Annotated in this window: 12 protein-coding genes; 7 read left to right on the top strand and 5 right to left on the bottom strand. The window is 64.1% G+C overall.

From position 1 onward, the window contains the following. Positions 1-195: 195 nt before the first annotated feature. Together EFAMC2_RS03825 and EFAMC2_RS03820 are read right to left on the bottom strand one after the other, a co-directional pair. Positions 196-1,656, bottom strand: a complete 1,461-nt coding sequence (locus EFAMC2_RS03825) for an aminopeptidase C (RefSeq protein WP_154027280.1) — start codon at positions 1,654-1,656, stop codon at positions 196-198. 30 nt (positions 1,657-1,686) lie between these two features. Next, the gene (locus EFAMC2_RS03820) at positions 1,687-3,039 is read right to left on the bottom strand and encodes an aminopeptidase C (RefSeq protein ID WP_154027278.1); all 1,353 of its coding nucleotides are present in this window, start codon (positions 3,037-3,039) and stop codon (positions 1,687-1,689) included. 296 nt (positions 3,040-3,335) lie between these two features. Between EFAMC2_RS03820 and EFAMC2_RS03815 the strand changes: the two genes are divergently transcribed. Continuing rightward, positions 3,336-4,772: a CCA tRNA nucleotidyltransferase gene (locus EFAMC2_RS03815; RefSeq protein WP_154027276.1), complete on the top strand. Its 1,437-nt coding sequence runs from the start codon at positions 3,336-3,338 to the stop codon at positions 4,770-4,772. Positions 4,773-4,823: 51 nt separating this feature from the next. Here the strand turns inward: EFAMC2_RS03815 and EFAMC2_RS03810 are convergent, their stop codons facing one another. The 3 genes from EFAMC2_RS03810 to EFAMC2_RS03800 all read right to left on the bottom strand — a co-directional run bounded on the left by EFAMC2_RS03810 (position 4,824) and on the right by EFAMC2_RS03800 (position 8,002). Continuing rightward, positions 4,824-5,711, bottom strand: a complete 888-nt coding sequence (locus tag EFAMC2_RS03810; protein ID WP_154027273.1) for a triphosphoribosyl-dephospho-CoA synthase — start codon at positions 5,709-5,711, stop codon at positions 4,824-4,826. Positions 5,712-5,766: 55 nt separating this feature from the next. After that, positions 5,767-6,468, bottom strand: a complete 702-nt coding sequence (locus tag EFAMC2_RS03805) for a GntR family transcriptional regulator (RefSeq protein WP_154027270.1) — start codon at positions 6,466-6,468, stop codon at positions 5,767-5,769. A 145-nt stretch (positions 6,469-6,613) separates the two neighbouring features. Next, positions 6,614-8,002, bottom strand: a complete 1,389-nt coding sequence (locus EFAMC2_RS03800; protein WP_154027267.1) for a CitMHS family transporter — start codon at positions 8,000-8,002, stop codon at positions 6,614-6,616. A gap of 575 nt (positions 8,003-8,577) precedes the next feature. Between EFAMC2_RS03800 and EFAMC2_RS03795 the strand changes: the two genes are divergently transcribed. The 6 genes from EFAMC2_RS03795 (at position 8,578) to EFAMC2_RS03775 (ending at position 12,738) form a co-directional block, all read left to right on the top strand. Then, on the top strand, positions 8,578-8,919 hold the full coding sequence (locus tag EFAMC2_RS03795) for a hypothetical protein (protein WP_154027264.1): 342 nt from the start codon (positions 8,578-8,580) through the stop codon (positions 8,917-8,919). 10 nt (positions 8,920-8,929) lie between these two features. Beyond that, positions 8,930-9,340 (top strand): biotin/lipoyl-containing protein, encoded by a 411-nt coding sequence (locus EFAMC2_RS03790; protein WP_154027261.1) that lies wholly within the window; start codon positions 8,930-8,932, stop codon positions 9,338-9,340. A 95-nt stretch (positions 9,341-9,435) separates the two neighbouring features. Further along, positions 9,436-10,557 (top strand): sodium ion-translocating decarboxylase subunit beta, encoded by a 1,122-nt coding sequence (locus EFAMC2_RS03785; RefSeq protein ID WP_261980042.1) that lies wholly within the window; start codon positions 9,436-9,438, stop codon positions 10,555-10,557. Positions 10,558-10,569: 12 nt separating this feature from the next. Beyond that, positions 10,570-10,704: an OadG-related small transporter subunit gene (locus tag EFAMC2_RS10275; protein WP_261980041.1), complete on the top strand. Its 135-nt coding sequence runs from the start codon at positions 10,570-10,572 to the stop codon at positions 10,702-10,704. Positions 10,705-10,778: 74 nt separating this feature from the next. Continuing rightward, positions 10,779-11,375 carry a citrate lyase holo-[acyl-carrier protein] synthase gene (gene citX / locus EFAMC2_RS03780; protein ID WP_154027255.1) on the top strand — a complete coding sequence of 199 codons (597 nt, stop codon included), beginning with the start codon at positions 10,779-10,781 and terminating at the stop codon, positions 11,373-11,375. Beyond that, entirely contained in the window at positions 11,350-12,738 is a 1,389-nt protein-coding gene (locus tag EFAMC2_RS03775; protein ID WP_222838513.1) for an oxaloacetate decarboxylase subunit alpha, read from the top strand. The genes citX and EFAMC2_RS03775 overlap by 26 nt, the downstream gene beginning before the upstream one ends. The last annotated feature ends 114 nt before the right edge of the window (positions 12,739-12,852 follow it).

The following is a 12,852-nucleotide window of genomic DNA, read 5'->3' as shown; positions in this document are numbered from 1 at the left end:
GCCTCGTCCAAATTAAGGGAAAACGAGACTCCCGCTTCGCAGGGGTGATGTGTTTTACCCAGGCCGTGCTACACGTGCTTCTTGCCCGTGACCATGCACATGACCATGCAGGCCATCGCCGCGATGGCCCAAAACTTGTGCTGCTTCATAAGGTATCTCCTCTCGGCTGGTTGTGCCCGTCCCCGCGGGCGCTTGTTACTCGCGGCCGATGCCCATGGCCGCGGCGAGAACGCCCCACGGCTCGGTGTACTCGAGCGGCGCCTCGTCCCAGAGCTTAAGCGTATCCTCCGGCACGAACCGGCGCTCCACTACCACATCTCCGCCATAGAGCCGGTTCCAGTCGGCACTCATGATGAGGTACCCGTCCTTGCAGGATTCCTTTCCCCAGCTGTTCTCCACGCGCCAGGCGCATGCATGGCCGCCCTCGTCAAGCTCCACTCCCTGGAACGTCATGGCGTGCGTGAAGCAGGTCTCGCGAGAGTCGAGCATCTCGGCGCGCGTCATGCCGAGGCTCACGCCAAAGAGCCCCTCGCGGTCCATCGTGTCAAGGGCGAGGGTGCCGGGAAAGTCCTCCAACCTTCGCCCGAACTCCTGCATGACGTCGCACGCCATGTAGCAGGGCACGCCCTCCTTGAGCGACGCCACGGCCGCGGCCTCCACGACCTCGGGTTCCACGTTGAGGAAGCGCATGGGATGGCCTCCGGCGACGGTGTCCATGTGGCGGACGCCGTAGGCGTGGGCAAGCTCGAGCCCGGTGGCCGGCACGTGCACGAGTTCCACATAGTCGTTGGCGTCAAAGCCAACGTAGCGCTCGACGAACTCGCGTGGGGTGACGCCTCGCTCACGCAGGATACGACGAGGCTTCTCGTCGTCTCCGGGCCGGGCGGGAAGCGCGGGCGCGAGCTTGTCCTCGGGCAGCTGCGCCTTGGGGCCAACGGCCATCTCGAGGTCAAAGGTCACGGGCGGCTCGCCCAGGCAGGCGCACAGCACGCGGTGGACGTCGGCGAGCATGGCCTCGCGCGCGGCCGTGATGCCCGTTTCGTCTTCGCCGGATGCCACGAGTCGGCGCAGCTCGACGGCGTCTTTGTGCAGCAGGCGGGCGAGCGTGGCATCCATCTGGGCCGAGTTCTTCGTGCAAGCCGTCTCTGGCATGACGGCCTTGGGCACGGCGCCCCACTTCTCGATGAGGCTTGCCGCGAAGGACCACTCGCCGCCGTCCATGGCAGCCGTGCCGCTCCCGAGCAGGAACGTGACCGTGCGGTCGTCCCAGGGCAGCTCGGCCGTCTCGATGATGTTGTTGAGGAAGGAGTTCGCCTTCTCTAGCTTATCGTAGAACATCCCAAAGGCCTGGGAGAACTCGAAGTCCTCGACGTCGAGCGTCGTCATCGCACGGGCCCGCAGCACGTTAAGCGTGGAGAATAGCCAGCAACGGCCGCTCTGTCGCTGGTTGGTGACGGTCTTGGCGCTCTTGAGGCTCACGCCAAAGGTGTCCGTGTAGGTGCGCATGGTCACGGGGTTGCGCGCCGCCTTGTTGACGTCTGCCGAGGTGACGGCGTTGCGCGCGATGCGGTTGGCACGCTTGGAGCCAAACTCCGCCGTAAGCCCGTTGACGCGGCCTTGCTCAAGCACCGCGCCCGGAATTACCTCTCGAGTCATTGACGCTCCTCTCTTCTCAATCCGCTGCAGCTAGCGGGCGAGCGAGCCCATCGGGTCCCACGGCGCCAGCACGTGGGCCTCCTCGGTCTCGAAGGTCTTGCGTTCGTCCCCGGCGAGGAAGCGCTTGTCAACTACCACCTGGTAGACGTACTGGTCGAACCAGGCGTCCGTGATGGAGTCAAACCCGTCCTTGCCGCGCTCGTCACCCCAGCTGTTCTCGACCTTCCACAGCGTGGGCTTGCCCTCAGCGTCGAGGTTGACGCCCTCGAGCACCATGGCGTGCGTCATGAGGCTCTCGCCGTAGTCGAGACGCTCGGCGCGGCTCATGCAGCCCTCCACGGGGAAGCCGAACAGGCCGTCGACGTCGAGCGCGGCTGTGTCCATGATGCCCTCCTTGGAGATATAGCTCTGGGCAACGTCGCAGCCAAACCACACGGGCAGGCCAGCCTGGAGCTGCGCGATCGCGAGGGACTTGAGGCGATCGATGGGGAGGTTGAGGTAGCGGACGCCGCCGGCCTCGACCACGTTGCCGAGGCGGCTCACCGTGTAGGTGTGGCCGAAGGGCTTGTCAGCCGTGGGCGCGGAGATGATGCTCACGTAGTCCGCAACCGGCATGTCGACGACCTTCTTGAAGAACTCCTGGGGCGTGTAGGTGCCGGTGAGCACGAGGCCATCGTCCTTGTCGCGCACACGCACGTCGAAGCTCTGGGGCGGCTCGCCGAGGCAGGTGATGAGCAGGCTCGTTACCTCGCCCATCATCTCCTTCTTCATGGCGCGCAGGTCGTCGGCGCCAACGCCGGCGGCGTGGCTCTCGCGCAGGCGCTTGGCGGCACCGCGCAGGTAGCGGGTGAGGTAGCGGTCCATCTCCTGGGTGTTGGAGGAGCAGGCCGTCTCGGGCATGGCCTCCTTGGGGCATACGCCGTACTTCTCCACGAGGGCGCGGAACATGTCCCATTGGCCGCCGTCGGAGATGGGGTCGGCGAGCAGGTGGGCCATCAGACGGCCGTCGAGGGGCTCGTCCAGCGTGTCGAGGATGTTCTCAAAGAACCAGTTGCTCTTCTCGACCTTGTCGTAGAACAGGGGGTAGGCCTGGGAGAGCTCGTAGGTCTTGAGGTTATAGCGCTCGATGATGCGCGTGCGCATGGTGTTGAGGCTCGCGAACATCCAGCAGCGGCCGGAGCGCTTCTGGTCGCAGCGCTTGCCCTGGCGGACCTCGACGTCAAACGTGCCGGTATTGGCGGCAACGGCCTCGGGCACGCGCGCCACCTGGCGGATGCCCTGGGCGGTGACGGCGTTCTTCGCCACAACGTTTGCGCGCTCGCTTGCGAATTGCTCTCGGGCCTCTGCAAGGTCGCCGAGGGTGACCGACTTCATCTCATCCATTCGTTCCTCCTTGAAGGCCCTGGAGGGGCCGACTCTCGCGAGGGCCTTACGCCCAAGGCGAGGCTGCGTATGACGTGGAACAGGGTAGCACGCATTTCGGACATCGCTTCGGATGCCGGGCCTGCGCCACGGGGTCTTGTGCGGCTTCCGCCCGGTTGAGTCTGTGCATTCACGTGCCGTCGGGCTGGAACTCTCCGTCGCGGCCTGCCGTGCTGCTTGCAAGGGTCTGGTGGGCGACTCGCGGGTGCTGGCGCGCAACTCGCCTCCATTGCTCACGCTATACTGCGAAGAATCGTATGAGGGAGGGAACCGTGCCCACGCACTGCCAGATTGCCAGACACATTGACCCCACGCTTGCGCCTGCGTATGGGCTTGCGGTGCTCCGCGCGCTCGAGGCGGCCGGTCACGAGGCTTGGTTTGTGGGCGGCTGGGTGCGCGACGCCCTCCGCGGCGAGTCCGCGCACGACGTCGACGTGTGCACGAGCGCCACGTGGCAGCAGACCGAGCGGGCGCTCGAGGCGGCAGGCATCGAGGCCCACGAGACCGGCATCCAGCACGGCACGGTGACCGCCGTGGTGGGCGGCAGGCCGGTCGAGACCACGACGTATCGCATCGACGGTGCCTACACAGACCAGCGACACCCGGATTCTGTGACCTTCGTGACGGACGTTCGCGAGGACCTCGCGCGTCGCGACTTCACGGTGAACGCCATGGCGTGGCATCCGGAGCGAGGGCTCCTCGACCCCTTTGGCGGGCGCGAGGACCTTGAGCTCGGCGTTATTCGTGCGGTGGGGGAGCCCGCCGTGCGCTTTGGCGAGGATGCGCTGCGCGTGCTGCGCGCGGTGCGGTTTGCGTGCCGTCTTGGCTTCGCGATTGAGCCGGGCACGCAGCGCGCGCTCGTGGATGCGGCGCCCGAGCTTGCGCATGTGGCGCGTGAGCGCGTGGGCGCCGAGCTTCGGGGCATCGTGAACTCCGGTCGCTGTGCCTGGGCTCTTAGGAATGAGTTCGAGGTCATGGCCGCCGCCATTCCCGCCATTGGGCGAATGCGGGGCTTCGCGCAGCGCAGCCCCTACCACAGCTATGACGCGCTCGAGCACACGGCTCGCGTGGTTGCCGGGATCGAGTGCTTCGCGGGCGGTGTGGTGAGCGAACGGCTTCGCTGGGCGGCGCTCTTGCACGACATCGGCAAGCCGGCCTGCTTCACGGTTGATGTCAACGGCCAAGGGCACTTCTATGGCCATCCCCACGAGGGGGCCGTCATGAGCGTGCACATCCTTCGCGAGCTGGCAATCCCGCTCGAGCTTTCGAGGCAAATCGTGGCACTCGTCCGCCTACACGACAGGCCCATGAAGGCAAGCGCGCCCTCTGAGCTCAGGCTCGTTGCCGACCTGGCCCGCAGGAGCGGTTTGCGCACGAGGGCCGAGGTGGTGGAGCTCATGCACGAGATGTTCGACCTCAGGCGGTCCGATGCCATCGCCAAGGCTCCCCAGTGCCGTGCCTACGCCACCGAGCTGAACGGGCACGAGCGGCTGTTCAGGCGTATCGTAGCCGAGGGCGGCTGCTGGAGCATGGGGGATTTGGCCGTGAGTGGCGGCGATGTCATGAGCGCCTGCGACATTGCGCCCGGGCCTGCCGTCGGCGATGCGCTGCGCGCCGCCCTCGATGCCGTGATCGCCGGCCACGTCCCCAACAACCGTGAGGCCCTCCTCAGCTTCCTTCGCAAGCTCTTCTAACTTGCATGTGGGGACGGGCCCTTTTGCAAGTTTTCTAACACTGGCTTGCTGCTACATGAGGCCCTCGAGAAGGGCGAAGTAGATGCCCAGGGAGATGAGGTCAGCGGTTCCGCCCGGGCTGAGGTTGCGCCGCGTGAACTCGGCGTCCAGACGCCTCAGCTCTCGCACGAGCTCTGAGTGTCCGAGGTCGAGGTCGCGAACGCGCGTTGCCTGGGCCTGCGCCCAGCTGAGACCCTCGGTGCCGCCTCGGTGCAGCAGGTTCGTGTCCTCCAGGGTGGCCATCAGGCGCACCATCGCGCGAAGGAGCGTGTCCGAGGAGTCACCGTCACTCCTCGTGCGCAGGTAGGGGAGCAGGATGTCGCGCAGGGCCGGATAGCCCGCCGCGGCCTCGCCCCTGATACCCGTCGTTCCCCGCTCGAGAAATAGTGCCTCGCCGTGTGTGAGCGGCTCGCCCGCATCTTTGCGCTCCCTCACGCGCGTAAGGTCCTCGTCGAGCACGGCCTTGCCAATCTGGGAGACGGATTCGAGCACGTGCGCGGAGCGTTCGGGGCCAAACGGGAGCGGCGCGCCCTGCGCGAGCTCCATTCCCGTGGCGGCAAGCATGAGCGAGAGCGAGTAGTTGGCGCCCTTGTGCGTGTTGACGCCGTTCGTGGCGTCGAACATGTCGAGCTCTGCCTCTCGACCAATGCAGCGCAGGTCGCGGACGAACTCGGCGTCGACGGGATTGCCGCCATGCGCCAGGCCCAGCCTCGCGCACGCAACAAAGTGCGGCTTCAAGGCCACGGCGCTCGCGAAAAACGTGGTGACGTCCATGTCCGAATGGGCACCGTTGCTTCGCTCGTCCACGAGGCCCGGCTTGGGCGTAAGCGTGACCTCGCGCACGAGCGCGCAGACGGCGAGTCTGGCCACGGCGTCTGCGGCCTCAAGGGTGTTGAGCATGGTGCTGCCTATCCGTTAGTTTTAAAACTTGCAAGAGGGTCTGTCCCCACGGACATTAGGAGATGCCGAGGGAGCGCATGGCCTTGGTGACGAAGCGGTAGTTGTTGAGGAGGTGCTTCTTGACCTCGTCGGCGATCTTCTCGTCGCCGCCAAAGCGCATGGCTAGGTAGATGTTCCAGTGCTCTTTGAGCGCGATGTCGCGCCTGTCGCTCTGGCGAATCGCGGTGTTGCGGAAGTAGCGCAGGTAGACCGCGATGCTGTCTAAGATGCCCTGGAGGCGCGCCATGTGAGCGTAGCTGAAGACCATCTCGTTGAAGTCGCCGAAGTTGTTCACCACGGCATCGACGTCGGCGCCGGCATTGCTCTGCTCGCCGCTCTCGAGCAAAAGGCGCATCTTCTCGAAGTCTTCGTCGGCCATGTTGTGTGCGGCCTTAACGAACGCCAGCGGCTCGAGGGCATTTCTGATCTCGTACATCTCCTCGGCGTCGCGCAGGCTGATGCCCAGCACCAGCACGCCGGAGCCCGGCACGCGGCGCACGAGGTACTCGCCCGCGAGGCGGTCCAGTGCGATTCGGATGGGCGTGCGGCTGATGTGAAGGGACTTGGAGAGGCGCTCCTCGTTGATCTGCGTGCCCGCGGGAAGCTTGCCGAGCACGACCGTCTGTCGGAAGCAGTCGTACAGCACGTCCTTGAGCGGCTCGTTCCTGTCCAGGTCGAGGTTCTCGCGAATTATCTCGTTCACTCGGTCTGTATCCATGGTGTCCCCTCCGCATAGAAAAACCCGCAGCCAAAGGGATGACTGCGGGTCTCTGGCGTCATAATTATGTGCCCATCTTCGGTTTCGGCAAGTCTCGGAGCGATAAAACGTCCGGAGTGGGGCCCTGCCGAAGCCTACGCGCTCGCTACTGCGCGATGTAAAGCGGCATGTGGCCGGAGAGCACGATCGTGACGCAGAAGATCACGAAGATGCAGCAAGCCCACTTGCCAGCGGTGCGCTGCCACTCGCCCATGTCCAGGCCGGTGAGGCGCAGGAGCAGGTAGATGAAGGCAACGAGCGGGGAGAGCAGGTGGAACGCCTGGCCCATGAGAGAGGCGAGGGCCATCTGCAGCGGCGTGAAGCCGTAGGCGTAACCAGCCTGGGCAAGCGCGGGCATAACGCCGAAGTAGAAGCCGTCGTTGGACAGGAAGAACGTGCCGGGGGCGGAGATGAGGGCAACGATGAGGCCCCAGAAGCCGCCGAGCTGCTTCGGGATGATGGTCACGAGGCTCTGGGCGAGGGCGTCGGCCATGCCGGAACCCTGGAAGAGGCCCATGAAGACGCCGGCCGCGAAGACGAGGACGACGACCTGCACGGCGTCGCCGCCGTTGGCGCCGATGCGGGCGCTCTGGTCCTTGAGGTTCGGGTAGTTCACGAGCAGGGCGATGCAGGTGCCAACGATGAAGAGCATCGTGGAGGGCAGCTCGATGTCGGAGATGAAGGAGCCGGCGACGAGCCAGGCAACCAGGACGATCGTGAGGATCAGGTTGAACCAGAAGAGCTTCGGGCGACGGATGGCCTGGGTATCGGGATCGTCGACGGCGGTGAGCTCGTCAATCTCCTCGGGGGTCATCTCCTTGACACCAAGGCGCTTGCGCTCGGCGCGGCCCATCGTGGGAGCAACGACGCCAATGACGAAGGCGATGGAGATGAGCATGCCCGGAAGCAGGAAGGCGAGGATCTCGGAGCCAACGTTCATGACGGCCATGGCACGAGCGGTGGGGCCGCCCCACGGGAGCAGGTTCATGATCGTGTTCTGGAGGATGACCAGGACGCCGAGGTTCATGATCTTCATATTGAGCTTCTTGTAGATCGGCAGGAAGGCCGTGCAGCAGATCAGCGTCGTGGTGGTGCCGTCACCGTTCAGGGAGACGCACGCGGCAACGATGGCCGTGGCCATGAGGACCTTCATGGGGTCGCCCTTGGCGAAGATGATCATCTTCTTGGTGATGGGGTCGAACATGCCGGCGTCCAGCATGATCGAGAAGTACAGGATGGCGAACAGGAGCATGATGCCCGTGTTGGACGTCGTTTTGATGCCACTCTTGACCCATCCACCGAGCGCGGCGATGGCGCTCAGGGTGCCGCCGTCGCCGTCATCGAACCCGCTTGCGGGGACAACGCCCGCAATAAGGGCGACGATCGCGAAGACGAGCGGGACCATGACCAGCGCCGTCAGCGGCGAGAGCTTTTTGGTCATGATGATGTACATGAACACCGCAATCATGACCCACGCGAGAATGGTGAGAACCACGTTTCCTCCCTTTTCCCTTTCCTACAGTTCCCGTTCAGCCGCGGCTGCTCGCAAAGGCCCCCATGCCTGCTGTGGGCGGGCTCGGCCGGACGGTAGTGCCTGAGCTGCAAATTAGGGCTTCCCACTTCCGTTCAACGAGTTCATTTCAGTCTCTGAACAGTGGAAAAACACAAGACGCTAACAATATTCTTAAAACCCCAGTTAGATGACCAGATGAATTGGGATTAACGGGAGATTACCTACCGTTTGGCATTGATTTCGACCGCTCACTGCTGGATTTCGACCGCTCGCAGGAGTTTGAGCGGTAATTCGAGGTCACCTTTCGTCTCATCGGCATGGTCCCCCTGGCCGCTGTGGTTTCATAAAGTACGAGCTACACGGCCTATTTGTAACGTTGCATGCCATGAGGGGAGCGTGAACACAGGAGGAACACGGAGAGAAACAGAAGCGACCCTAGGATTTAAACGTACAAGGTTATCTGGGCATTTCGCCCCAAACCGAGTCCCGGCGCCCGAGACACACCAATATGCATATGTGTTCGAGGGACGGGCAGAGCAATGAGAGGGAGATGAGACATGGGACTGTTTTCCTGGCTCCGCAGGGGCCGAGGGGACACCGAGCCTGAGGGCACGGCGTCGGCGGTATCGCCTTCGAGCGCCACGCCCAAGCCTGATGACGAGTGGGAGCTCGTGCCGGCGTTTGTCCCGGTCCCGGAGGACGAACGGGCTATTCCGAGCGTCATCGCAACGGCAATCGCGGCCGGTGATCGCCCGGACAGTGAGTTCAAGGTCACGAGCGTCGAGACCGTGAACCCCGAAGCTCGACTCGTCACCGTTATCGCAACAGCCATCGCCGCGGGCGATCGTCCCGAAAGCGAGTTCGTGGTGAGGCGCGTGTATCGTAGGAAGTCTGCATAGGAGGAGACCCATGCTTCGCAAGTTCAAGATCAACGTTGACGGCACCGAGTACAAGGTCGAGATGGAGGAGATCGGCGCTCCCGTTCCCACGCCCGCCGATGCCGTCGCTCCCGTTGCTGCCCCGGCCCCCGTTGCAGCCGTCGCTCCCGCACCTGCCGCCGAAGCTGCCCCGGCCCCCGCTGCCGAGTCTGCCGCCACGCCTGCCGGCGACGGCGCCCAGCTCGCCCCCATGCCGGGCAAGATCCTCGACATCAAGATGGCCGCCGGCCAGGCCGTCAAGGAGGGCGACGTCGTCCTCATCCTCGAGGCCATGAAGATGGAGAACGAGATCGTCGCCGAGAGCAGCGGCACGATTCAGGGCATCCACGTCAACAAGGGCGACATGGTCAACCCGGGCGACCCCCTGTTCACCATCGCCTAGCCAGGCACCCGAAGTGACAAGGGGCCGGAAGGCCCCGAGTGCGCTGGGGAAGAGCGAACCCTCGCGCATCGAAGGAAGGAAAGCAATTGGAAAGCTTGATTCAGGGAGTCATCCAGTGCGGGGCTGAGCCCGGCCGCATCGTGATGATGGTCATCGGTGGCATCCTCATGTACCTTGGCATCAAGAAGGAGTACGAGCCGACGCTGCTCGTTCCCATGGGCCTTGGCGCCATCCTCGTGAACTTCCCGAACACGGGCGTGCTCACCACCGGTGACGCTCCCGGCCCGTTCCAGGTGCTGTTCAACGCCGGTATCGACACCGAGCTGTTCCCGCTCCTGCTCTTCATCGGCATCGGCGCCATGATTGACTTTGGCCCGCTGCTCAAAAAGCCGTTCCTGCTTCTCTTTGGTGCCGCCGCCCAGTTCGGCATCTTCTTCACGATCATCGCGGCCGTGCTGCTCGGCTTCGACCTCGCCGACGCCGCCTCCATCGGCATCATCGGCGCCGCCGACGGCCCCACTGCCATCTTCGTGGCCAACACCCTGAACTCCAAGTACCTCGGTGCCATCATGGTCGCGGCCTACTCCTACATGGCTCTCGTGCCCATCATCCAGCCGCCTGTGATCAAGGCCGTCACCACCAAGCAGGAGCGCAAGATCAAGATGCTCTATCGCGCCGGTGACGTCTCCCAGACCGCCAAGATCATCTTCCCGGTTGTCATCACCGTGATCGCCGGCCTCATCGCCCCGGTCTCCCTGCCGCTCGTCGGCTTCCTGATGTTCGGCAACATCCTGCGCGAGTGCGGCGTGCTTAACTCGCTCTCCGTCTCCGCGCAGAACGAGCTCGTCAACCTCGTCTCCATCGTGCTCGGTCTCGCCGTGTCCGTGAAGATGCAGTACCAGGAGTTCCTGCAGATCGACACCCTCATCGTCATCGCCCTTGGCCTCGTCGCCTTCGTGATGGACACCGCCGGCGGCGTGTTCTTCGCCAAGATCTTGAACATCTTCCGCAAGGACAAGGTCAACCCGATGATTGGCGCCTGCGGCATCTCCGCCTTCCCGATGTCGAGCCGTGTCGTTCAGAAGATCGCCACCGAGGAGGACAAGTCTAACTTCATCCTCATGCAGGCGGCCGGCTCCAACGTCTCCGGCCAGATCGCTTCTGTTATCGCCGGTGGCCTCGTGCTGTCCCTCGTCCAGGGCTTCCTGGGCATGTAAGGAGGATTACCTATGTCTGAAACTCTGACGCAGGCGCTCGAGATCCTCGTCGTGGGCTGGGGCGGCGTGTTCCTGGTGCTCGGCATCATCTACGTTGCCAGCCTTGCCCTCACCAAGATCTTCCCGGCCAAGCCCGGCGACAAGTAAGAACCGCAAGATCCGGCGGGCGTGCGGAGGTCCGTGTGCCTGCCTTCCTTTCACGGCGCAAGAGGGGTGATGACGTGGCCGAGCTTGGGCTGACCGGATTTGCTGCCGAGGTCTTCGATGGGCCCCGGGTGGAGCTTCCCCAGATGCTCGACGCGCGCGAGCATAGGGCTTCCGAGCAGGCGCGTCTCATTGCCGAGGTGCCCGGCGCATCCTCGTTGCTTTGCGTGACGATGGCGATTCCAGGGCCGGTCAAGACCTCCCGAGTTCTCAAGAGGGTGTTCGACCACCTCATGGCCCTGGCCGTCTCGGCCTTTGGGGCCGAGCAGATCGTTGCCCAGTCGACGCTGGGTGGCCCCACGGGCACAGAGGCTCTGCTGCTCACGACCCTCGACGCTCGCAAGCTCAAGCGCCTGATGGTCAAGCTCGAGGAGTCTGACCCCTGTGGGCGCCTCGTCGACCTCGACGTGTTTGACTGCAAGGCTAACGGCCTGCGGCCCCTCACGCGCACCGAGCTGGGCTTTGCCCCCCGTACATGCCTGATTTGCGGGGGAGAGGCCAAGGCCTGCGCCCGGTCGCGCACGCATTCCGTGAAAGAGATGCAAGAGAAGATTGCAATCATCATTCAAGAAGGAGGTTTTGAGGACTGTGGCAAACAAAGTGATGTTCACTGAGACCGTCCTGCGCGATGGCCAGCAGAGCCAGATTGCTACGCGCATGCCCATCGAGGACATGCTGCCCATCCTGGAGACCATGGACCAGGCTGGTTTCCGCGCCCTCGAGATGTGGGGAGGCGCGACGTTCGATTCCTGCCTGCGCTTCCTCAACGAGGACCCCTGGGACCGTCTGCGCACCATCCGCTCGCACATCAAGAATACGAAGCTTCAGATGCTGCTTCGCGGCCAGAACCTGCTTGGCTACCGCAACTACGCCGATGACGTCGTGCGCGCGGTCGTCCGCAAGTCCATCGAGAACGGCATTGACGTCGTGCGCGTATTCGACGCCCTGAACGATGTCCGCAACCTGAAGACCTCGATCGAGGCCTGCAAGGAGGCCGGCGGCGAGTGCCAGTGCGCCATCTCCTACACCACGAGCCCGGTGCACACCGTGCCCTACTTCGTGAAGCTCGCCAAGCAGATGGCCGACTTTGGCGCCGACTCCATCTGCATCAAGGACATGGCCGGCAACCTCACGCCTTCCGATGCCTATGACCTCGTGAGCGGCATCAAGGCCGAGGTCACCGTGCCCCTCGAGGTCCACACCCACGCCACCGCCGGCATTGCCGAGATGACGTACCTCAAGAGCGTCGAGGCCGGTGCCGACATCATCGACACCTGCATCTCCTCGTTCTCCGCCGGCACGAGCCAGCCGGCCACCGAGTCCATGCACATCGCCCTGACGGGCCTTGGCGTGGAGACTGGCCTTGACCTGGACAAGCTCTCCGAGATTGCCGAGCACTTCAATGGCGTTCGCGATAAGTTCCGCGAGAGCGGCGTGCTCAACCCGAAGGTCAAGGACACCTCCCCGAAGGCCCTCGTCTACCAGGTGCCGGGCGGCATGCTCTCCAACCTGCTCTCGCAGCTCACCGAGCAGGGCAATGCCGACAAGTACGAGGAGGTGCTCGCTGAGGTGCCGCGCGTCCGCGCCGACATGGGCTATCCGCCCCTCGTGACGCCGCTCTCCCAGATGGTGGGCACCCAGGCCCTCATGAACGTCATCTCTGGCGAGCGCTACAAGATGATTCCGAAGGAGATCAAGGACTATGTGCGCGGCCAGTATGGCGCCGCCCCCGTGGCCATCTCTGACGAGATTCGCGAGAAGGTCATCGGTGACGAGCAACCCATCACCTGCCGACCTGCCGACCTCATCGAGCCGCAGCTGCCGAAGCTCTGCGAGGAGATTGCCGACTACGCCCGCAGTGAGGAGGACGTGCTTTCCTACGCCCTCTTCCCGCAGCAGGCCCGCGACTTCCTCGGCCGTCGCGAGGATCCGTTCTACGACGTTCCTGAGCAGACCGTGAAGGTCAGCGTGCTCTAGAGTTATGCTACGGGCCTCGTCTTTGGGCGAGGCCCGGTTTTTTGTTTTGCCGTGGGCCTCTCTCGTCCTTTCTCGGGCTTTGTATCCTGAGAGGAGGGTGTAAGAGGGCAACAG

Origin of the sequence: Olsenella uli (genome assembly GCF_901212655.1) — a bacterium.
GTDB classification, from domain to species: Bacteria; Actinomycetota; Coriobacteriia; order Coriobacteriales; family Atopobiaceae; genus Parolsenella; species Parolsenella uli_A.
The sequence above is the reverse complement of the archived record's forward strand: the minus strand, read 5'-3'. Positions and strand labels throughout refer to the sequence as shown.

Coding starts and splice junctions, on each gene's coding strand:
- EFAMC2_RS03810 (WP_154027273.1), bottom strand. CDS start 5,711: ATGCTCAACACCCTTGAGGCCGCAGACGCCGTGGCCAGACTCGCCGTC.
- EFAMC2_RS03815 (WP_154027276.1), top strand. CDS start 3,336: ATGAGGGAGGGAACCGTGCCCACGCACTGCCAGATTGCCAGACACATT.
- EFAMC2_RS03825 (WP_154027280.1), bottom strand. CDS start 1,656: ATGACTCGAGAGGTAATTCCGGGCGCGGTGCTTGAGCAAGGCCGCGTC.
- EFAMC2_RS03795 (WP_154027264.1), top strand. CDS start 8,578: ATGGGACTGTTTTCCTGGCTCCGCAGGGGCCGAGGGGACACCGAGCCT.
- EFAMC2_RS03805 (WP_154027270.1), bottom strand. CDS start 6,468: ATGGATACAGACCGAGTGAACGAGATAATTCGCGAGAACCTCGACCTG.
- EFAMC2_RS10275 (WP_261980041.1), top strand. CDS start 10,570: ATGTCTGAAACTCTGACGCAGGCGCTCGAGATCCTCGTCGTGGGCTGG.
- EFAMC2_RS03820 (WP_154027278.1), bottom strand. CDS start 3,039: ATGGATGAGATGAAGTCGGTCACCCTCGGCGACCTTGCAGAGGCCCGA.
- EFAMC2_RS03790 (WP_154027261.1), top strand. CDS start 8,930: ATGCTTCGCAAGTTCAAGATCAACGTTGACGGCACCGAGTACAAGGTC.